This is a genomic window from Streptomyces sp. NPDC091682, assembly GCF_044756625.1.
In the GTDB taxonomy this organism is placed as follows: domain Bacteria; phylum Actinomycetota; class Actinomycetes; order Streptomycetales; family Streptomycetaceae; genus Streptomyces.
Genome location: NZ_JBIVTH010000012.1, coordinates 161166 through 180187 on the forward strand (window position 1 = coordinate 161166; position 19022 = coordinate 180187).

Here is a 19022-nt window from a genome sequence, read left to right on the forward strand (position 1 = left end):
CGAAGGCGTCCCGGCCACCACCGACACGCCCGGCCGGGCAGACCGCACCGCCGTGGGGGATCGGAGCGCGAACGAGGACGAGAACCGGCCTCGTTCGCGCCTACGGTGGTGCCGTCACCAGGAGCGACAGGAGAGGAAGGGACCGATGGACCACTTCGCCCCCGAGGGGTACACCAGCGTCGCGCCGTGGGTCGTCACCGACGACACGGGCGCGCTGCTCGACTTCATCGCCGCGGCGTTCGACGGCGAGGAGATCGCCCGGGTCGCGGTCGCAGACGGCAGCATCGGCCACGGAGAGATCCGGGTCGGCGACACGGTCGTGCTGGCCTTCGACCGGCGGCCCGACTGGCCGGTGACGCCCTCCATGCTGCGGATCTACGTGCGCGACGCGGACGCCGCCATGGCCGCAGCCGTCGCCCACGGAGCGCGCGTGGTCACCGAGGCCTCCGACAGCGCGTGGGGGGACCGAGGGGGCCGGGTGAGGGACCCGTTCGGCAACATCTGGTGGGTGATGAGCCGGGTCGAGGAGGTCGCGCCGGACGAGGCCTGGCGGCGCATGTCCGAGCCGAAGTACGCCGCATCCATGCGCACGGCCCAACAGACCCTGGACGCCGAACTCAGCGGCCGAGCCTCCGGCGTGGCCAGCACCCCGCAGCGGCCGACCAGCTAGGCCGTCTCTTCCGGATCTTGTCGGCCTAGCCCGCACCCGGGCCGGCCGGTCAAGGCTGTTCGGCCGCGGGGACCGGCGGCGGGAGACCGTCCAGCACGCACTCAAGTCCCCGGCCGGGCAGCGGCGTCGCCCCGGGCACGGGGCTCGGCGGCTCGGGACCGGGGGCGGACGAGCGTCCGCAGCATCGTCGCGCCCGCCACCACCGCACACGCGTGCAGCGTCACTGCGACGGCGAGGTTCTCGGGCGGGCGCGCGCCGACCGGTTCGGCCCACGCCAGGTACAGGGTGATGGGCACCTTCCATCCGCTCCATGCGAACAGCGAACCCGACCCGACCCAGCCGAACACCAGGGGCAGCCAGCGCGGCAAGCGGGCGGGTCGTGCCCGGGCGATCATCCCGACGGCGGCCGAGGCGGCCAGTGCCCAGAACCCGGAGACCGCCCCCAGCACGTACCAGTCGGCGTTCCGTTCGACCGGGTGCGCGAGGCCCGCCGTGCCGCCGGCCGCCCAGTACAGCCAGAGCAGCCCGACCACCGCACCGACGACGGCAGCCCGGGGCAGGGCCGTGCGCGGACCCTCGCCGACCCGCCCGGTGAACGCGTCCGGCCAGCGGCGCCGCAGGTACGCCGGGACCGCGAGGGTCAGCCCCAGCCCCATCCCCACGAAGCCGAACTGGACCAGTACGCCCTCCCAGACCGGCATGGCCGGATCGGCCGGATCGCCAGGACTCCCGCCTCCGCCGCCCGGTGCGTCGCCGCCCGTGTCCAGGAGCGCACCGAGCACGCCGAACGGGAGGATCGAGACGAGGAACCCCGACCCCACCCACGCGCAGAATGCGACCAGCGCCCCCGGTATCCGCATGCCCCACGGTCGTACCAGCGCGAGCGCCAGGGCGATTCCGATCGCGGCCATACCGATCGTGACGGTGTTGAGCACCACCCACTCCGCCTTGCCGAACCCGCTGCCGACCGGCAGCAGCCCCATGAGCGACCCCACCACCCAGGACACCTTGATCAGCAGGTACGGCAGCAGCGCCAGTGCCGCCCCGTACGCGGCTCGCCGCCCGACCCGGTCCCACCGTTCCACCCGAACTCTCCTTCCACCAGCTGGAGTCCCATCCTCGAAGGCGGCTCCGGGCCGCCGCATCGGCCGCCCGTCGCACCCGCCTCCCCCGTCCGGGGGAGGCGGGGGGATACCACGGGACCACCGGGCCGGACCGGGCGATGACCGCGGGCACGAAAATTTCACAACTCGCCGCAGACCGTCCGCGGTAGGCGGCCGGGCGCATTCCCGCGGGGTCGCCGCCGCCCGTCGGGTCCGGCTCCGGAGCCCGGCCGCAGGGGCGGATCCGGGAGCGGCGGGCCCCCGGCCGTCGCTCGGCGGCCTCGGCACGAGGAGTTCCCGATTGGCGTGAACCCGCCCGGTCTGCGGCGCGGCCGAGGCGGGCCCCTCCTCCAGGGCCGCCGAGAACGTCCCAGGCCGCGGCGGCCGGTTCCGTGCTGCGGCAGCGAGTCCGCCCCCGCGGCCGGTCCGGGCCCCGCGGCCGGGTCCGGCGGGAAATCGCAGTCCTGGGCGGAGCCGTGTACCGGGCGGGACCCGGGCGCCGTCCTCGGGCCGGTGTGCAGGCCCGGCTCGAGGACGGCCCGACCGGGCCGTGCCTACGTCATGTGCGGAGCACCTTTGCTCAATCATGACCGGCGCATGGCGGGGATGTTACGCGTCCGTGGGCCCCCTTGTGGGTGCGACAGGGCTGGGTCAACCTTTCGTAGGCGACAGCCAATCGGGCTTCGCATTGTCATGGCCATGCCTGAATCCATGACTCCGTCAGGTCGCTGCTCCACCCCGCAGCGTCCACCCAGAGGAGGACCCCCCACATGTCCGTGATGCGTCACACCCGCCGGAGGCTCGCCGGCATCAGCGCGACCGCAGTCGCCGCCCTCGCACTCGGTGCGGCCGCTGCTTTACCCGCCTCGGCGGCCGACCACGGCGCGCAGGGAGTGATCGAGAACGCCGGTGCCGCCGGAACCGTCTCCGGCAGCTACATCGTGACCTTGAAGGACTCCGCAGCACGCTCCACCGCCGACAGCGGCAAGGCCGTCGCGAAGCGGTACGGCGCGAAGATCGACAAGACCTACAGCGCCGCCCTCAACGGCTACTCCGTCGAGGTCTCCGAGGTCCAGGCGAAGAAGCTCGCCGCCGACCCGGCGGTCAAGTCCGTCGTGCAGAACCGCGTCTTCACCGTCGACGCGACCCAGCCCAACCCGCCGTCGTGGGGCCTGGACCGCATCGACCAGCGCGCGCTCCCGCTCAACCAGAGCTACACCTACCCGGACAAGGCCGGCGAGGGCGTCACCGCCTACATCATCGACACCGGTGTCCGCATCACGCACCAGGACTTCGGCAGCCGCGCCTCCTACGGCTACGACGCCATCGACAACGACAACACCGCCCAGGACGGCCACGGCCACGGCACGCACGTCGCCGGAACCGTCGCGGGCGGCGCGTACGGCGTGGCCAAGAAGGCCAAGATCGTCGGCGTCCGCGTGCTCGACAACAACGGCAGCGGCACGACGGCCCAGGTCGTCGCGGGCATCGACTGGGTGACCCGCAATGCCGTCAAGCCGGCCGTGGCCAACATGTCGCTCGGCGGCGGAGCGGACTCCGCGCTCGACACGGCCGTGCGCAACTCCATCGCCTCCGGCATCACCTACGGCGTTGCCGCGGGCAACGAGTCCACCAACGCCTCGACGAAGTCCCCGGCGCGCGTGGCCGAGGCCATCACGGTCGGCGCAACCACCAACACCGACGCCAAGGCCAGCTACTCCAACTACGGCACCGTCCTCGACATCTTCGCGCCGGGCTCCTCCATCACCTCCTCGTGGGGCACCGGGGACTCGGCCACCAACACCATCTCCGGAACCTCGATGGCTACCCCGCACGTGGTCGGCGCGGCAGCGCTGTACCTGGCGCAGAACCCGGCCAGCACGCCCGCCCAGGTCCGCGACGGCCTGGTGGCCGCAGCTACCCCCAACGTGGTGACCAGCCCCGGCACGGGCTCCCCGAACCTGCTGCTCAACGTGGGTGAAGGCGGCACCGTCCCGCCCGGCAAGCGGTTCGAGAACACCGCCGACTACGCGATCAACGACAACGCCACCGTCGAGTCCCCCGTCACCGTGGCCGGGGTCGAGGGCAACGCCCCGGCGTCACTGGCCGTCGCGGTCGACATCAAGCACACCTACATCGGTGACCTCAAGGTGGACCTGGTCGCGCCCGACGGCACCGTCTACACCCTGCACAACCGTACCGGCGGCAGCGCGGACAACATCATCAAGACCTTCACGGTCAACGCCTCCGCGGAGGTGGCGGGCGGGGTGTGGAAGCTCCGCGTGAACGACAACGCGAACGTCGACACCGGCAAGATCGACTCGTGGGCGCTCCAGTTCTGAGACCGGGGAACGGCGCGTGACTTCTGAGCCGCGATGAACGGGCGGGGGCGACCACAGGGCGGTCGCCCCCGCTGCGTTGCGTCTCCGCCGCGTTTCGTCCGTGCGGCAAAAAGAAAAGGCAAGGAGGTTGAGCACTCCTTGCCACTCTCAAGATATAGCGCACCGGGGGCCTTGCGGCAAGACCCTGGTCATGGAGCAGAATCTCCGATCGACGCCAGAACCTGCCGAGATCAGGGATTCGTGACGTACGTACGGCCGGGCCGACGTACGGGCCCGCGGGGACGCGGGGCGGCTGGCGGGACACCACCTTGTCTCATGGGGGATATTGATGATTGACGTGATCGTCGTCGGCGGCGGACCGACCGGTCTGATGCTGGCTTGCGAGTTGCGGCTGCACGGTGTGAACGTGCTCGTGCTGGAGAAGGAGACGGAGCCGACTCCGCAGGTCCGCGCGCTCGGCCTCCACGTGCGCAGCATCGAAGTGTTGGCCCAGCGCGGCCTGTTGGACCGGTTCCTCGCGCACGGCCAGCGCTACGAGGTCGGCGGCTTCTTCGCCGGCCTCGGTACGTCGTGGCCCGAGCGGATGGACACCGCCCACTCGTACGTCCTCGGCATCCCCCAGACGATCACCGATCGCCTGCTGGCCGAGCGCGCCGCCGAGCTCGGCACCGAGATCCGGCGCGGCTGCGAACTGGTCGGGCTGAGCCAGGACGAGGACGGGGTGGGCGTCGAGCTGGCCGATGGTACGCGGCTGCGCTCGCGCCACCTCGTCGGTTGCGACGGCGGCCGCAGTACGGTGCGCAAGCTGCTCGGCGTCGGCTTCCCCGGCGAGCCCTCCCGGGTCGAGACGCTGCTGGGCGAGATGGAGTTGACCGCCGACCCCGAGACGCTGGCCGCCGTGATGGCCGAAGTGCGCAAGACGCAGCAGCGGTTCGGCGCGGCGCCCTTCGGGAACGGGGTGTACCGCGTCGTCGTGCCCGCCGAGGGGGTGGCGCAGGACCGGGCCGTTCCACCGACCTTCGCGGAGTTCAAGCAACGGCTGCGGGACGTCGGAGGCACCGACTTCGGCGCGCACTCACCGCGCTGGCTGTCGCGGTTCGGCGACGCCACCCGGCAGGCCGAGCGCTACCGGGTCGGCCGGGTGCTGCTGGCCGGAGACGCGGCGCACATCCACCCGCCGACCGGTGGCCAGGGCCTCAACCTCGGCGTCCAGGACGCCTTCAACCTCGGCTGGAAACTCGCCGCCGAGGTGGGCGGCTGGGCGCCGGAGGGGCTGCTGGACAGCTACGAGGCCGAACGGCACCCGGTGGCCGCTGACGTGTTGGACAACACCCGCGCGCAGATGGAGCTCATGTCCACGGAGCCCGGCCCCCGGGCAGTGCGCCGACTGCTGTCCGAGCTGGTGCAGTTCGAGGACGTCAACCGGTACCTGATCGAGAAGATCACCGCCATCGGGCTCCGCTACGACTTCGGCGAGGGCCACGAACTGCTCGGCCGGCGGATGCGGGACCTCACGCTGAAGCAGGGGAGCCTCTACGAGCTGATGCACGAAGGCCGCGGACTGCTGCTGGACCAGACGGGCCGGCTCTCGGTGGCGGGTTGGACGGACCGCGTCGACCACGTCGTCGACGTCAGCGAGGAACTGGACGTGCCCGCGGTGCTGCTGAGGCCGGACGGCCATGTGGCGTGGGTCGGCGACGATCAGCAGGACCTGCTCGACCGGTTGCCCACGTGGTTCGGCACCGCCGCGGACTAGGTTCTGATGCGGACTGGTCATTTTCGGCCATGCGTGCCGAGAATGACCGTCCGAGATCGACCGTCCCGACATCCGGGCGTCCAGACACCCCGTGGAGAAGTGCATGGCAGTGAACCAGAGGCAGCGCCCGGTCCGGCAGCTGCCCGTCGGCTGGGCCCTCACCCTCTCCCTCGACGTCCTGGCCACTGTCCTGGCATCCCTCGTACTGTGCGGTCTCGGCCTCCTGCTGCCCGGGATCGAGGAGGACTACGGTCCCGCCACCGGGCCCACCTCGCCCACGGCTCTCGCCTTCTTCGCGGCCGCCCTCGGGCTGATGGCGTCCCTGGCCGCGACGGCGACACTGCTGTCACGGGCCAGGGCCGAACGGGCCCGACTCCTCCCGCTGTGGCTCTCGGCCGGCCGCCTCGCACTGCTGCTGCTCGCCGCGGCGACCTTCTTCGGGTACGGCATCCTCGTGATCGAGCCGTGAGGCAGGGAGGGAGCTGATCCGTCCGACACCGCCGACCTGCGAGAACGTAGAACGATGCGCGCTGCTGCTTGCACGATCCTCGCGCTCGCGGGATGTACGAGTGCACAGGGTGCTGCAATGGAGGCATGTGCCTGGAAGAGCTCCGCACCCTGCTGGCGCGGCACGCCCGCCCCGACTGGACCACTGCCGTCGACGGCGTCCTGATCTCGAAGGTCGACCGGCCGGATCCGCCCGCGCCCTCCATGTCGGGCACCGTCCTGGCCGTCATCGCCCAGGGCGCCAAACGCATCGCGCTGGGCGAACGGGTCTACGAGTACGGGGCCGGGCAGTACCTGGTGGCATCCGTCGACCTGCCCGTCACCGGGCAGTTCGCCCGGGCCGCCCCCGACCGGCCGGCCCTCGGCTTCGGCCTCGTGCTCGAACCGTCCGCCGTCGCCGAACTACTGCTGCAGGCCGGTCCCGGGGACACCCCCCGCACCACCTCGGGCGCCGCGCCGTCGGGCATGGCCGTCAGCGACGCCCCGCCGGCCCTGCTCGACGCGGTGGTCCGGTTGCTGCGCCTGCTCGACGAGCCCCGCGACCGGGCCGTGCTGGCCCCGCTGGTCAAGCGGGAGATCCTCTGGCGTGTGATCACCGGCGAGCAGGGGGCGGCCGTGCGCCAGCTCGGCCTGGCCGACAGCGGCCTCAGCCACGTGTCCCGGGCCGTGCGCTGGATCCGCGAGCACTACGCCGAGCCCTTCCGGGTCGAGGACGTGGCGCGCCTGTCCGGCATGAGCGTCTCCGCGTTCTACCGCCACTTCCAGGCGGTGACCGCGATGAGTCCCATCCAGTTCCAGAAGCAGATCCGGCTCCAGGAGGCCCGGTTGTTGCTCGCCACGCACCCGGGTGACGTCACGGGGGTCGGCCACCGCGTCGGCTACGACAACCCGTCGCAGTTCAGCCGCGAGTACTGCCGGCAGTTCGGCGCACCCCCGAGCCGGGACGCGGCCCGTCTGCGGGACACCGTACGGGCCCCGGCCCCGATCGGGGCCTTGCCCTGATAGAGGCCGTGATCGGGGAGGATCGTGCAAGGGGAGGCGAGGATACGTCTACTGTTCGCGCAGGTCAGAGCGATTCAATGGGATCAGAAGTTCTTCCGGGGAGCAGGAAAATGCCTGTCTGTCCACGAATCTCGACCCATCCCGAGGGGCACACCATGAAGACCGTTCTGATCACCGGCACCTCCTCCGGCTACGGCCGGGAAACCGCCCGCTACTTCCACGAGCAGGGGTGGAACGTCATCGCGACCATGCGGACGCCGCGTGCGGGCGTCCTGCCCGAGTCGGACCGGCTCCGCGTCGTCGAGCTCGACGTGACCGACGCCGCGAGCATCAGTGCCGCCCTGGCAGCGGCGGGGCCCGTCGACGTCCTGGTCAACAACGCTGGCGTGCCCTCGATCGGAGTGTTCGAGGACACCCCCATGGCCCGGGTGCGGGAGGTCTTCGAGACCAACACGTTCGGCGTGATGGCGATGACACAGGCCGTACTGCCCCGGTTCCGCGAACGCGGATCCGGCGTGGTCGTCAACGTGACCTCCAGCGTGGTGCTGGGCCACATGCCGCTCTCGGCCGTCTACAAGGCCAGCAAGATGGCCGTAGAAGGGTTCACCGCGTCCCTCGCACTCGAACTCGCGCCCTTCGGCGTACGGGCCAAGACGGTCGAGCCGGGCGCCTGCCTGACGACGAACTTCGGGCGCAGGGCGACGAACGGCGAGTCGCCGGTCGAACTGGTGCCGGAGCCCTACGCGGCCTTCGCGAAGCGGGCCATGGAGGAGTTCATGGGCCAGGACCTCTACACCAGGGAGAGCGACGTCGCCGAGACCGTGTGGCGGGCCGTCCACGACACGACCGGCCAGCTGCGCTTCCCGGCCGGTGCCGACGCGGTCCGGCTCGCCCAGGCGAAGTGACCGGCCCGCCCCCGGCGGCCGGTGACGGCAGCCCCGCCGCGGCGGGGGCGATCAGGGGGCCGGCGCGCGCGGGACCCGGCGGGCCTCCTCCGGCAGGTCCTGAGGGACCGTGGCGGCCCCGTCGGCGCGCACGGCGTCCACCACGGTCTGATGCAGGAGGCGGCTGAACTCCTCGGACTCGCAGCGCACCGGACTGCCGGTCACGGTGAACCAGTCCGATCCGCCGCTGTACTGCACCGCCACATGGGCCTCCGGGTCCGACCAGGTGGTGTGCACGGTCAGGTCGCCCGTGAGGACTCCCGCCTCGTCGGTGCGTACTCCGCCCCGTCCGGCGAAGACTCCTGTCGTCGTCCACGAAGCCCAGGTCATGGCGCATCGCCCCTCACCGCGGAGTGCCTCTGATGCTTCCACGCTACGGCGGCTCCGGGATTCTCGCGTCCCCGCGGCAGCGCGGGACCGCCAAGCGGCCCCGATGGCGGTGATCAGTGGCCTGCGGCGGCCTTGACCAGGGCGACCGCGGTGCCGATGGCCGCGTCCAGGGCGCCGGCCAGCAGGGCCAGGCCCGTGCCGCCACCCATGCGGATGCCGCCGTACCACCCCCAGGTGAACAGTCCGGCGATGCTCACCCCGACCGACACCAGCAGGGCGGTGTCCACCGCCATCAGCCCGAGCGCTGCCGCACCGATCAGGACCAGCGGTCCCGCGGCGGACAGCAGCAGAGGGCTACTGACGGACAGCATGCGGCGCAGCTCGTGACCGGTCGCCAGACGGCCGTGGACGACGCGGTGGGCCTGCTGGTCCGCGACGAGCGCGGCCAGCCAGAGACCCACCGCGGCGGTCACAACGGTCGCGGCGGCTCCGGCGGCGCCGATGTGATCCGAGCCCGCGAGCCCGATCACCACCGAGATCATGACGATGGTCGCGTACAGGCGCTCCTTCAGCCGCGCGGCGGCGAAGTGCGGATCGCGACGGAAGACCTGCTCGTCGTCCGCGCCGGGGCTGGCACCGCCGGGGGACCCGGCCGGGGGCGTCTCGTCAGGGGCCATGCCGCCTACGGTAGGGCCGGCCGGCGATCCCGCCCCGCAGGCGAGCGGACAGCGCGCCGTCCGGACCCGGTCACGTCAGGTACCGGGCCACCGGGCCGCGGCCTTCCGGCGCGGGCTCCCCGGACGTCCTCAACTCGACCTGTGGAGTACCGCCGTGGCGCGGACGGTCCCCTGGCTGGCGTGAGCTGCCCTGGGCCGGGCCGTTTGCGCGGCCATAGCGTGGTGATCGTTCTCGCGGGGTTGCGGACGGCCGGCCCGCCGGCCGGGTGCCCCGGCGAACGCACTGCCCCGGACGGGGGTCTGGGCAGTGCGTGTCACTGACGCGGGCCGGGCCCGGCCGTCGGCCCGCGCCGGGTTCGTCCGGACGCACCGACCCGCACGGGGGTGGGGTCAGTGCGCGATGCTGTCGATCAGTTCTCGGGCACCCTGTCGGAGGAGAGCGACGGCGACGGACGTGCCGAGGGTGGCCGGGTCGAGGCGGCCCGCCCACTCGTGCGCGTTCAGCACCTCCTTGCCGTCCGGCGAGAACACGCAGGCGCGCAGGGAGAGGTCCCCTCCGCGTTCCGCCCGCGCGTACCCCGCGATCGGGCTGTTGCAGTGGCCCTGGAGGACATGGAGGAGCATCCGCTCGGCGACCGTCTCGCGGTGTGTGTCCGGGTGGCCGAGGGCGCTGACGGTGTCGATGAGCTCGGCGTCGTCCTGCCGGCACTGCAGTGCGAGGACGCCGGCGCCGATCGGTGGCATCAGGGTGTCCACCGCAATGATCTCCGTGATGGCGTCCGCGCGGCCGATGCGGTGGAGGCCGGCGACGGCCAGGAGGAGCGCGTCCGCCTCACCGGCGGCGAGCTTCTCCAGGCGCCTGTTGGCGTTCCCGCGCATCGGCACGCATTCCACGTGCGGGTACGCGGCGGCGAGTTGGGCCACCCGGCGCACGGAGGAGGTCCCGATGCGGGTGCCGGGCGGGAGCCGGTCGAGGGTGAGCCCCTGCGGGTGGATCAGGGCGTCGCGGATGTCGTCGCGTTCCAGGAACGCGGCGAAGACGGTTCCGGCGGGCAGCGGACGGTCGGCCGGGACGTCCTTGACGCAGTGCACGGCGAGGTCGGCCTCACCGGCGAGGATCGCGGCATCGACCTCCTTGGTGAACGCGCCCTTCCCCTCGACCTGTGAGAGGTCTCCCATCCACTTGTCGCCGGTGGTCTTCACCGGCAGGACGGTGGTCCTGACCCCCGGGTGGAGTGCGGCGAGCTCGGCGCGGACGCGCTCCACCTGGGCGAGGGCCATCGGCGAATCGCGGGAGACGATGCGGATCAGATCAGCGGGCATGCGGGCACGATACGCCCTCGGGCCCGGCCGGCGGGCATCGGCGCCGAGGTCCATCGGCCGTGCGGGGTAAGCAAGTTGGCTGCCTCGGGAACATGTTCGAGGAGCCCGGTGCGCCACGCCTCGTCCCTGCGGAGCGGGCGGCCCGCGGAGTCGAACTACCCCGCCCCGTGAGCTCGGGGGCCCGCGGGGCGCGGCGTGCGCGCCTGTGACCGGTACTCCTGCTGGAATGGCTGCTTCGGCGGTCCGTGGCGAGGAGGTCCGTTGCCGGAGCGTGGCGGGAAGCGGGCCCGGTCCGCGGGTGGGCCCGAGGGGTTGTGGGCACGTGTCCGGGCGGCCGAAGCCGCCGTCGGACAGATCGGTACGACCCTCGATGCGGTGATCACCTGCCAGGAACTGGCCGGTTTCCTGTCCCGGAACGTCTGCGACGCGGTCGCCGTGGACCTCCTGGCGCAGGACGGTGGTTCCCACCGCGCGGCGACTGCGGGAGCCGTCGGGCTGTTGACGGCGAACATCGACGCACCGCCCTCGGTACGGGCGTCGGACGGCGGACACCCGCTCTCCGAGTGGGCGACGGTCGCCGACGGCGTTCCGGTCCACGTCCTCTCCGTCCCGCTGCCGGACCGGGAACGGGTTCACGGAATGCTGACCGCCGTACGGGCCCGGGCGGGGTTCGGCGACCACGAGGCGGCGACCGTCCACTTCGCGGCCCGGCTGGCGGCGGTGCACCTGGGGCACGCGCGGCAGTTGGCCGCCACCGAGGACACCGTCTCGCACCTCCAGCGGGCGCTGGTGTCGGAACCGGGTCGCCCGCATCCCAACCTGGAGGTGGCCAGCCGTTATCTGCCGGCCGGTTCCCGGGCGCTGGTGGGAGGCGACTGGTTCGAGACGATCCGCCTCCACTACGGCCGTACCCTGCTCGTCGTCGGCGACGTGATGGGCCACGGGCTCGATGCGGCCGTGGACATGAACGCGTACCGCTCCACCCTGCGCGACGTGGCGTCGACGGACCTCGCCCCGCACCGCGTCCTGCGCCAGCTCGACGTCCTGGCCGCCGGCGACGCGGCCCGCAGGCCGGCGACCTGCCTGCTCGTGCGCGTCGATCCCGCGCGCGGTGTGGCGATGTTCGCCAGTGCCGGCCACCTGCCGCCGGCGGTCTTCGGGGCGGACGGCTCGGCCTCGCTGGTCGACGTCCCGGTCGGCCCGCCGCTGGGCACCGGCATCGGCGGCTACGAAGCCGTCACGCGCGCGATCACACCCCAGGAGACCCTGCTGATGTTCACCGACGGGCTGGTGGAGCGGCGGGGCGAGGACATCGACGTCTCGCTGGCCCGGCTGGTGGGAGTGCGGCCTCCGGTGGGGGCGGGAGCCAACGCGGTGGTGGACGCCGTCGTGCAGGGCCTCGACGCCCAGCACGCGCAGGACGACGTCGCCGTCCTCGCCGCCCGGGCCCGTCCCCGTCCGCCCGCGGACCCCGGGGCCGTCCCCTCCGGCATGCCCGGAGGGCCGGGCCGACCTACGGTGGAACGGTGAGCCATCGCCTCGCCTGCGTGGCCCTGACCGGCACTCTGTGCGCGACGGCTTTGTCTTGCACAGGGGCAATGCCCGAGGCGCGCTTCCAGGCCGCGCGCCAGCCCGTGGTGAAGACGCTGTCCGCGCACGTCACCACCGTCCCCCCGGAGAAGCTGGCCGCCACCCACCACCCCGGTTGCCCCGTGCCACCGGAGCGGCTGCGGCTCGTCCGGATGAACCACTGGGGCTTCGACGGCACGGTGCACCGGGGCGAACTCGTGGTCCACGAGGACGTGGTCGCCCCCGTGTTGCGGGCCTTCGGGAAGGCCTTCGCCGCCCGCTTCCCGATCCGCCGGATGCGGGTGATGGCCGAGTACGGCGGCAGCGACGCCGCAGCGATGGCCGACGACAACACCTCCGCCTTCAACTGCCGGCAGGTCACCGGAGACCCGAGCCGCAGGTCCCGGCACTCCTGGGGCGACGCCATCGACATCAACCCGGTCGAGAACCCCTACGTCGACGTCCGGGGCACGTGCCATCCCCCGAGCGGCCGCACCCATCTCGACCGCGGCCGCGCCGGCCCCGGGACGATCACCCCCGACGGGGTCGTGGCCCGGGCCTTCCGGGAGATCGGCTGGTACTGGGGCGGCCGCTGGAGCCCTCCGGACTACCAGCACTTCTCCGAGGACGGCGGTTGAACCGGCCGGGGGGCGCAGGCCTCAGCCGCCCGGGGTGAAGGTCACCGGCAGGCTCTCGGGTCCGCGCAGCCCGCCGGGGCGCCGGCGGATCCCGTCGGCGTCCGCATCGAGGGCCAGCCCGGAGAGCCTGCGCAGGACCGTTCCGATGGCGATCTGACCCTCCAGCCGGGCCAGCGGAGCCCCGAGGCAGTAGTGGATGCCATGCCCGAACGCGAGGTGGGCGTTGTCCTGCCGGGTGATGTCGAGGCGGTCGGGATCGGGGAACCGCTCCGGGTCGCGGTCGGCGACGGCCGAGCCGATCAGGACGGTCGCGCCGCGCGGGACGGCCACCCCGGCGATCTCGACGTCCTCGCGCGCGAACCGCGCGATGCCGGGGCTGACCGGGCCGTCGTAGCGGAGGAACTCCTCGATCGCGCCCGGCAACAGTCCGGGGTCGCGGCGCAGCAGCTCGAGCTGGTCCGGGTGCGCCAGTAGCGTGGCGATGCCCGTGCCGATCAGGTTGACCGTGGTGATGTAACCGGCGACGAGCAGCAGGAACACCATGGCGATCAACTCGGCCTCGCTCAGCCGCTGCTGCGCATCGCGGGCGGTGATGAGGCCGCTGAGCAGGTCGTCGCCGGGTTGCGCCCGTTTGGCGTGGACGAGCCCCGTCAGGTAGGCGCGCATGTGCTGCCACGCCTCGTTCACCACGGCAGGATCGGGCGGCTCCGCGCCCCGCCTGAGCATCCGGTCGGCCCAGTGCTGGAAGTCGTGGCGGTCGTCCACCGGAATCCCGAGGAGCTCGCTGATCACCGTGACCGGGAGCGGCAGCGCGAAGTCCGCCACCAGGTCGGCGCGACCGGCCGGGACGACCGCGTCCAGCAGGCCGTCGGTGATGGCCTGGATGCGTGGCCGCATCTGAGCGACGCGGCGGGCGGTGAACGCCTTGGACACCAGGTGGCGCAGGCGGGTGTGGTCGGGCGGGTCGCTGCGGAGCATGTTGCTCAGCATCGAATCGCGTTCCGTATCGGGCAGTTGCCGCAGGATCCGGCTGTCCGAGGCATCGCGGACGTCGCTGCTGAGGCGGGAGTCGGACAGGGCCGCGAGACCGTCCTCGTAGCGGGTGACGAGCCAGGCGTCCAGTCCGCCCGCGACGATGACGCGGCGCACGGGGCCGTCCTCGCGCAGTTGCCGGTACAAGGGGAACGGATCCGCGACGAAGGCGGGGTCGGCGTAGGGCAGAAGGGTCGGCTGCTGCTCACTCATGGGGCCTCCCGGAGCGTGTCGTCCTCGCTGTGAAGAGCGAGGTTATCCGCCTGAACCTCCTGGTACGTCGCTTTTCGGTCTCCGGCGAGCTCGGGCCGAGACGGGTCGGGGCCGACCGGGACGAGGTCAGCGGAGTGATTCCCCCGGGGGCCGCTCGCGCAGGGCTCCGTAGGCGAGGAAGTAGGCCGGCAGCCGGTTCAGCCGGCGCGAGTCGGTGAGGAGCTCGGTCAGCCGCTTCGCCCGCCGGGGATCTCCGAACGCCGCACGGCCCGCCAGCAGCGGCCCGATGACCTTCGCGTGCGCGAGGCGCTGGAGCCCCTGGGTCGCGATGGTGGTGGGCAACCGCCGCCACTGCACGCGGCGTACGTCCCGCAGCCCCACCGAGCCCCCGCGCAACGGGCCCACGAGGTGGCGTGCAGCAGCCACCGCGTCCTGCACGGCGAGGTTGATCCCGATGCCGAACACCGGCGACATGGCATGGGCGGCATCGCCGATGCACAACAGCCCTGGGCGGTGCCAGCGGCGCAGCCGGTCGAGCCGTACGTCGAGCAGCTTGACCTCGTCCCAGGAAGTGACGGCACGGGCCCGGTCGGCAAGCCAGGGGACGGCCTCCGTGAACTGCGCCATGAACGACGCCAGGCCCTCGGCGCGGCGCCCGGCGTCGGACCCCTTGGGGATGAGCGCCGCACACTGCCAGTAGTCGCCGCGGTCGATGAGGGCGACGAACAGCCTGTCCCCGAGGCCGCCGACCAGCCCGCTGGGGTCCTCCTCGTGGCGCGGCACCCGGAACCACCAGGCGTCCATGGGGCACGGAAAGTCCTCCAGCCCCAGCTCGGGCAGGGCTCTGGCCAGCGAACCGCGGCCGTCGCAGGCCACGGTCAGCGAGGCCCTGAGCTCGCCGGTGCCGCCGTCCGAGGTCCGGTACCGCACGCCCATGACCCTTCCGCGCTCGATCAGGAAGGAGGTCGCCTCGGTGTTCATGCGCAAGTGGAAGGAGGGCTCCCGGCCCGCTTCCTCGGCGAGCAGGTCGAGCAGGTCCCACTGCGGCACCATCGCGATGTAGTTGTACTTCCCCCGCAGCGCCCCGATGTCCCCGACCGTGACGAGGGACCGGTCCGGCCCGATGGGCAACTGCACCGTGCTGACCCGTCGCTGCGGCAGCCGGGCGAAGCGTTCCGCCAGGCCGATGTCGTCCAGCAGCGACAGGGTGGACGGGTGCACGGTGTCGCCGCGGAAGTCGCGCAGGAAGTCGCCGTGCTTCTCGAGCACGGTCACCTCCACCCCGGCCCGGGCCAGCAACAGGGCCAGCACCATCCCGGCGGGCCCTCCTCCCACCACACAGCAGGTGGTCCGTTCCACGCGACCCACTCCCTCCGCCGGCATCAGGTCACCCCCGGAGGACATATACCGCACCCGGGGCGCCGTCGGCGACAACGGCGAGGGCGAGGACGAGGGGAGACGACTACAACGGCTGCTCCGGTGCGCTGCCGGGGGCGGACCGGGCTCAGTAGCGCAGGGCCGTACCGGTCTCGGCCTTGACCGTGCCGGACAGTTTGTGCGTACTGCGGGCCGTTCCCTGCCCCGTGCCCTTCCCGGCGACGTCCGTGATCGTCACGACCACGGTGTCGACGAGATTGCCGCTCTCGTCCTTGAACTCGACCTGCACGGCGAAGGACTTCGTCGCGTCGTCGGTGTTCCGTGCCGTCACGGGGGCCGTCGCGTACCCGTCGCCGTCGGTGGTCACCGCACCCAAGGAAACCTCGTCCTTCGCGTCGACCCCGTCCTTCACCTCGCCGAGCTTGCCCTTCGCGACGGCAGCCGCCGATTCGGCGGCCTTCGAGGCCTCGGCGGCGGCCGACGAGACCGCCTCGCCGGCGGACTTCACCGCCGACGCGGCGCTCGACACGGCGCCGGCCGGGTTGCCGTCACCGTCCGAACAGCCTGCGGCGCCGAGCGCCACCACCGACAGCGCCACCGCACCTGCCGCACCACGCATCCACGCGACCGTCGCCACCATGCCTCCACGGGTGTTCCGGACCTCCGGACCTCCCAGTCAAAGGGCCCGGCGGCCCGGATGCCCCATGGGCGCGGCATCCGGGTGACCGCGGACGGACAGGGCCGCGAGGGCCTCAAGGGCGTCAAGGGCGTCCTGCGGCGAGGCGGTGTTCGTGGACGCGCAGCTGGAGGGCGGCGAGGTCCAGCAGGGGAGTGGCCACGCCCAGCGCGCGGGCGCGGAGGGTGAGGTCGGTCAGGACGTGGTCGGCCTCCGTCGGCGCCCCGGCGACGAGGTCGCGGTACAGGGACGGGGTGAGCGGGGAGCCGGGGCTCGTGACGGTCGACATGGTGAAGGCGAGCTCCGCCCCGGTCACCGGGTGGCCCGCGGCCTCCGCCACCGCCGCGGTTTCGGAGACCAGTGCCGCGGCCAGGTCCGCGCCGCCCGGAACGGCGTTCACCTCTCCGACCGTGCCGCGCATCAGGCAGGTCAGGGCGACGAGCGTGGAGATGAAGACCCACTTGTGCCACATGGCCGCGACGATGTCCTCGGTGGCCGGCGAGTCGATGCCGGCCTCGGCCAGTGCGTCGCGGATCGCGTCCACCCGGGCCGACGGGCGCGCGTCGAGTTCGCCGGTCAGGATGACCGCGGGCGGAGCCATACGGAGGATGTCGCCGTCGTCGTTCAAGGTGGTGACCACCTTCGCGACGCCGCCCAGGACCGCCGTGGCCCCCAGGCGCGCGACGAGCACCTGGAGGTGGGCGACCCCGTTGAGCAGGGGGACGACGGCGGTGTCCGGGCCCACGGCGGGTTCGATGTCCGCCAGGGCCGTGTGCAGGGCGGTCGCCTTCACCGAGAGCAGGACGAGATCGTACGGTCCGCCCACGGCGCCGGCCGTCACCAGCTTCGGCGCGAGGTGGAGTTCCTCACCCTGTCCCGCCACGCGCAGGCCGCGGGCTTCCAGGGCCTTCGCCCGACCCGGTCGGACCAGGAAGGAGACGTCCTGGCCCGCCGTGGCGAGCCGGGCGCCGAAGAACCCGCCGACGGCGCCGGCGCCGACCGTGAGGATCCGCATCAAGGGGTTCCTTTCGAGGGAAGGGGAGCAGGAGACGGGGGCGGTCAGGTCCGACCCGCACCGAGCGGGCTGTCCTCGACGGGAGTCCGCGGGGCGCGCGGCGCGTACCGGGAGACGGCTACGCCGGCCAGGCAGAGGACTCCGCCGAGGAGGGTCAGCCAGGCCGGTACCTCACCCAGGAGGGCCCAGCTCAGCAACACGACGATGGCGGGGACGGCGTACGTGGTCGCCCCCAGCTTGCCGGCGGGCATGCGGGCGAGGGCGTAGGTCCACGTGGTGAAGGCGAGGGCGGTGGGCACCACACCCAGATAGACCATGTTCAAGGTCGCGGACACCGGCGCCCCGGGCACCTCCGCGAGCAGTCGGCCCGTGAAGGGCAGGCAGGCGACGGTTCCCGTCAGGCAGGCGAAGGTGGTGACCTGTAGGGGAGTACCGGAGGAGAGCGCGGGCTTCTGGGCGATGACGCCGGAGGCATAGGCCACTGCCGCGAGGAGGCAGAGCACGACCCCGAGCAGCGAGGTGGAGCCGCCGTCCCCGGACGACATGGACAGGCCCACGACCACGGCTCCGGCGAAGGAGACGGCCATGCCCACCAGGAGCCGCGGGGGCAGCGCCTCACCGAGGATGCGGGCCGCGAGGAGCGCCATGAGGATGGGCCCGGTGTTCACGAGCAGCGATGCCGTGCCCGCGTCGACCAGGCGTTCGCCCCAGTTCAAGGCGATCGTGTAACCACAGAACCACACCACGCCCGACACCAAGATCCCGCGCCAGGCCTCGCGCGGCGGTAGGCCCTGGCGGCTGATCAGGAGCAGCACCACGAGCACCAGCGAGGCGGCCAGCAGTCGGCCGAGCGCCAGGGCGCCGGGCGAGTACGCGGCCCCCGCACTGCGGATGGAGACGAAGGCGGAGGCCCAGGCGAACACCGTGAAGGTGACGGCGCCGACCGTGAGGGCGCCGGGCGGGATCGAGCTCGAGCGGAACGTCATGAGCCCACCCTACGACCGCAACATTTCGGTGTCGACCGAATTGATGCCCGCTCCTATGGGGAGGTGGGGATCAGCTCCACGCCTCCGGTGTGAGTCCCAGTAGATCGCTGAAGGCCCGCTCCCCAGCATCGGTCACCTCCAACGCCCGGCCGCCGCCCGCCGGGCGGACCACCCAATCCTCCTGCGAGGCCCGCGCGCACAGCCGCGCCCCGGCGAGGCCGCCCAGGTGGCGGCGCCGCTCCGTCCAGTCCAGGCAGGAACTCGCCAGCGGCCTGCGTCCCTCACCGGCCAGACTGATGCCCGCTTCGGCGCACCATGCCCGGCCGGCCTCCGTCAGTTCGAACACGTCCTGCGTGCGCAGCAGCCCGTGCCGCTCCATCGCGTCGGTCACCGCCATGCCGAGCCGCCCGGCGAAGTGGTCGTAGCAGGTCCGGGCGCGGGCCAGCGGGTCCGGCGCGGCCACCACGGGCACGGCGTGCGCCGCGTCCCGGTCCGGAATGGCGTGCGAGGCGAGCTCGTCGAGCAGGCGGGCGGTCGCGCCGTCGGCGATGCGCGCGTAGCTGTGGCGGCCCTGCCGCTCGGTCACGCAGATGCCCGCGTCGAGCAGCCGGGTCAGGTGGCCGCTGATGGTGGAGGGTGCCACCGCGGTGATCCGGGCCAACTCGCCCGCGGTCCAGGCGCGCCCCTCCAGCAGCGTCATGCAGATCGCGGCCCGCGTCTCGTCGGCCAGGGCGGCGGCGAAGGCGGCCAGCAGGGCCGCGGGGGCCGCTGAGCCCGCGGACGTCGATCCGGGATGGGTCTCGTTCATACGTCCAGGATGCCCCATGATTTCGGTAAACAGCGAATGATCCGTGGCGGCCCG

At 72.6% G+C, this 19022-nt stretch carries 18 protein-coding genes; 8 read left to right on the forward strand and 10 right to left on the reverse strand.

The window, feature by feature from the left end; translation table 11 throughout:
• Nucleotides 1-145: 145 nt before the first annotated feature.
• Complete coding sequence (locus tag ACIQK6_RS26575; protein WP_329106444.1) at nucleotides 146-670, forward strand: VOC family protein; 525 nt, start codon at nucleotides 146-148, stop codon at nucleotides 668-670.
• Between the two features lie 101 nt (nucleotides 671-771).
• On the opposite strand, the gene ACIQK6_RS26580 is transcribed toward ACIQK6_RS26575, so the two are convergent.
• The gene (locus ACIQK6_RS26580) at nucleotides 772-1755 is read right to left on the reverse strand and encodes a hypothetical protein (RefSeq protein WP_329106446.1); all 984 of its coding nucleotides are present in this window, start codon (nucleotides 1753-1755) and stop codon (nucleotides 772-774) included.
• Between the two features lie 788 nt (nucleotides 1756-2543).
• On the opposite strand from ACIQK6_RS26580, the gene ACIQK6_RS26585 reads away from it, so the two are divergent.
• The 5 genes from ACIQK6_RS26585 (at nucleotide 2544) to ACIQK6_RS26605 (ending at nucleotide 8285) form a co-directional block, all read left to right on the forward strand.
• Complete coding sequence (locus ACIQK6_RS26585) at nucleotides 2544-4115, forward strand: S8 family peptidase (protein ID WP_329106449.1); 1572 nt, start codon at nucleotides 2544-2546, stop codon at nucleotides 4113-4115.
• A 328-nt stretch (nucleotides 4116-4443) separates the two neighbouring features.
• The gene (gene rox / locus ACIQK6_RS26590) at nucleotides 4444-5871 is read left to right on the forward strand and encodes a rifampin monooxygenase (RefSeq protein ID WP_329106451.1); all 1428 of its coding nucleotides are present in this window, start codon (nucleotides 4444-4446) and stop codon (nucleotides 5869-5871) included.
• Between the two features lie 103 nt (nucleotides 5872-5974).
• A complete protein-coding gene (locus ACIQK6_RS26595; RefSeq protein ID WP_402695599.1) occupies nucleotides 5975-6340 on the forward strand; it encodes a hypothetical protein in 366 nt (121 codons plus the stop codon).
• Between the two features lie 125 nt (nucleotides 6341-6465).
• On the forward strand, nucleotides 6466-7380 hold the full coding sequence (locus ACIQK6_RS26600; protein WP_402695600.1) for an AraC family transcriptional regulator N-terminal domain-containing protein: 915 nt from the start codon (nucleotides 6466-6468) through the stop codon (nucleotides 7378-7380).
• Nucleotides 7381-7535: 155 nt separating this feature from the next.
• Nucleotides 7536-8285 (forward strand): SDR family oxidoreductase, encoded by a 750-nt coding sequence (locus ACIQK6_RS26605; RefSeq protein WP_402695601.1) that lies wholly within the window; start codon nucleotides 7536-7538, stop codon nucleotides 8283-8285.
• A gap of 51 nt (nucleotides 8286-8336) precedes the next feature.
• Here ACIQK6_RS26605 and ACIQK6_RS26610 read toward each other — a convergent pair whose 3' ends face one another.
• The 3 genes from ACIQK6_RS26610 to hemC form a co-directional block, all read right to left on the reverse strand.
• Nucleotides 8337-8654 carry a hypothetical protein gene (locus tag ACIQK6_RS26610; protein ID WP_327387663.1) on the reverse strand — a complete coding sequence of 106 codons (318 nt, stop codon included), beginning with the start codon at nucleotides 8652-8654 and terminating at the stop codon, nucleotides 8337-8339.
• Nucleotides 8655-8767: 113 nt separating this feature from the next.
• Nucleotides 8768-9331, reverse strand: a complete 564-nt coding sequence (locus ACIQK6_RS26615; protein WP_329106460.1) for a hypothetical protein — start codon at nucleotides 9329-9331, stop codon at nucleotides 8768-8770.
• A 390-nt stretch (nucleotides 9332-9721) separates the two neighbouring features.
• A complete protein-coding gene (gene hemC / locus ACIQK6_RS26620; protein ID WP_329106463.1) occupies nucleotides 9722-10654 on the reverse strand; it encodes a hydroxymethylbilane synthase in 933 nt (310 codons plus the stop codon).
• A 261-nt stretch (nucleotides 10655-10915) separates the two neighbouring features.
• On the opposite strand from hemC, the gene ACIQK6_RS26625 reads away from it, so the two are divergent.
• Nucleotides 10916-12184, forward strand: coding sequence for a PP2C family protein-serine/threonine phosphatase (locus tag ACIQK6_RS26625; protein ID WP_329106465.1), 1269 nt, complete (start codon nucleotides 10916-10918; stop codon nucleotides 12182-12184).
• 68 nt (nucleotides 12185-12252) lie between these two features.
• On the forward strand, nucleotides 12253-12861 hold the full coding sequence (locus ACIQK6_RS26630) for a M15 family metallopeptidase (RefSeq protein ID WP_329106466.1): 609 nt from the start codon (nucleotides 12253-12255) through the stop codon (nucleotides 12859-12861).
• A gap of 21 nt (nucleotides 12862-12882) precedes the next feature.
• On the opposite strand, the gene ACIQK6_RS26635 is transcribed toward ACIQK6_RS26630, so the two are convergent.
• From ACIQK6_RS26635 to ACIQK6_RS26660, 6 genes are all read right to left on the reverse strand, one after another.
• Entirely contained in the window at nucleotides 12883-14106 is a 1224-nt protein-coding gene (locus ACIQK6_RS26635; RefSeq protein WP_329106468.1) for a cytochrome P450, read from the reverse strand.
• 126 nt (nucleotides 14107-14232) lie between these two features.
• Entirely contained in the window at nucleotides 14233-15465 is a 1233-nt protein-coding gene (locus tag ACIQK6_RS26640; RefSeq protein ID WP_329106470.1) for an FAD-dependent oxidoreductase, read from the reverse strand.
• A gap of 145 nt (nucleotides 15466-15610) precedes the next feature.
• The gene (locus tag ACIQK6_RS26645) at nucleotides 15611-16123 is read right to left on the reverse strand and encodes a hypothetical protein (RefSeq protein ID WP_329106472.1); all 513 of its coding nucleotides are present in this window, start codon (nucleotides 16121-16123) and stop codon (nucleotides 15611-15613) included.
• A 121-nt stretch (nucleotides 16124-16244) separates the two neighbouring features.
• Nucleotides 16245-17174 (reverse strand): 2-dehydropantoate 2-reductase, encoded by a 930-nt coding sequence (locus tag ACIQK6_RS26650; RefSeq protein WP_329106474.1) that lies wholly within the window; start codon nucleotides 17172-17174, stop codon nucleotides 16245-16247.
• 44 nt (nucleotides 17175-17218) lie between these two features.
• Nucleotides 17219-18160, reverse strand: coding sequence for a DMT family transporter (locus ACIQK6_RS26655; protein ID WP_329106476.1), 942 nt, complete (start codon nucleotides 18158-18160; stop codon nucleotides 17219-17221).
• Nucleotides 18161-18230: 70 nt separating this feature from the next.
• Nucleotides 18231-18968 carry a helix-turn-helix domain-containing protein gene (locus ACIQK6_RS26660; RefSeq protein ID WP_329106478.1) on the reverse strand — a complete coding sequence of 246 codons (738 nt, stop codon included), beginning with the start codon at nucleotides 18966-18968 and terminating at the stop codon, nucleotides 18231-18233.
• Between the last annotated feature and the right edge of the window lie 54 nt (nucleotides 18969-19022).

Coding starts and splice junctions, on each gene's coding strand:
- ACIQK6_RS26655 (WP_329106476.1), bottom strand. CDS start 18,160: ATGACGTTCCGCTCGAGCTCGATCCCGCCCGGCGCCCTCACGGTCGGC.
- ACIQK6_RS26610 (WP_327387663.1), bottom strand. CDS start 8,654: ATGACCTGGGCTTCGTGGACGACGACAGGAGTCTTCGCCGGACGGGGC.
- ACIQK6_RS26595 (WP_402695599.1), top strand. CDS start 5,975: ATGGCAGTGAACCAGAGGCAGCGCCCGGTCCGGCAGCTGCCCGTCGGC.
- ACIQK6_RS26660 (WP_329106478.1), bottom strand. CDS start 18,968: ATGAACGAGACCCATCCCGGATCGACGTCCGCGGGCTCAGCGGCCCCC.
- ACIQK6_RS26635 (WP_329106468.1), bottom strand. CDS start 14,106: ATGAGTGAGCAGCAGCCGACCCTTCTGCCCTACGCCGACCCCGCCTTC.
- hemC (WP_329106463.1), bottom strand. CDS start 10,654: ATGCCCGCTGATCTGATCCGCATCGTCTCCCGCGATTCGCCGATGGCC.
- rox (WP_329106451.1), top strand. CDS start 4,444: ATGATTGACGTGATCGTCGTCGGCGGCGGACCGACCGGTCTGATGCTG.
- ACIQK6_RS26605 (WP_402695601.1), top strand. CDS start 7,536: ATGAAGACCGTTCTGATCACCGGCACCTCCTCCGGCTACGGCCGGGAA.
- ACIQK6_RS26650 (WP_329106474.1), bottom strand. CDS start 17,174: ATGCGGATCCTCACGGTCGGCGCCGGCGCCGTCGGCGGGTTCTTCGGC.
- ACIQK6_RS26600 (WP_402695600.1), top strand. CDS start 6,466: ATGTGCCTGGAAGAGCTCCGCACCCTGCTGGCGCGGCACGCCCGCCCC.
- ACIQK6_RS26615 (WP_329106460.1), bottom strand. CDS start 9,331: ATGGCCCCTGACGAGACGCCCCCGGCCGGGTCCCCCGGCGGTGCCAGC.
- ACIQK6_RS26645 (WP_329106472.1), bottom strand. CDS start 16,123: ATGGTGGCGACGGTCGCGTGGATGCGTGGTGCGGCAGGTGCGGTGGCG.
- ACIQK6_RS26630 (WP_329106466.1), top strand. CDS start 12,253: ATGCCCGAGGCGCGCTTCCAGGCCGCGCGCCAGCCCGTGGTGAAGACG.
- ACIQK6_RS26585 (WP_329106449.1), top strand. CDS start 2,544: ATGTCCGTGATGCGTCACACCCGCCGGAGGCTCGCCGGCATCAGCGCG.
- ACIQK6_RS26575 (WP_329106444.1), top strand. CDS start 146: ATGGACCACTTCGCCCCCGAGGGGTACACCAGCGTCGCGCCGTGGGTC.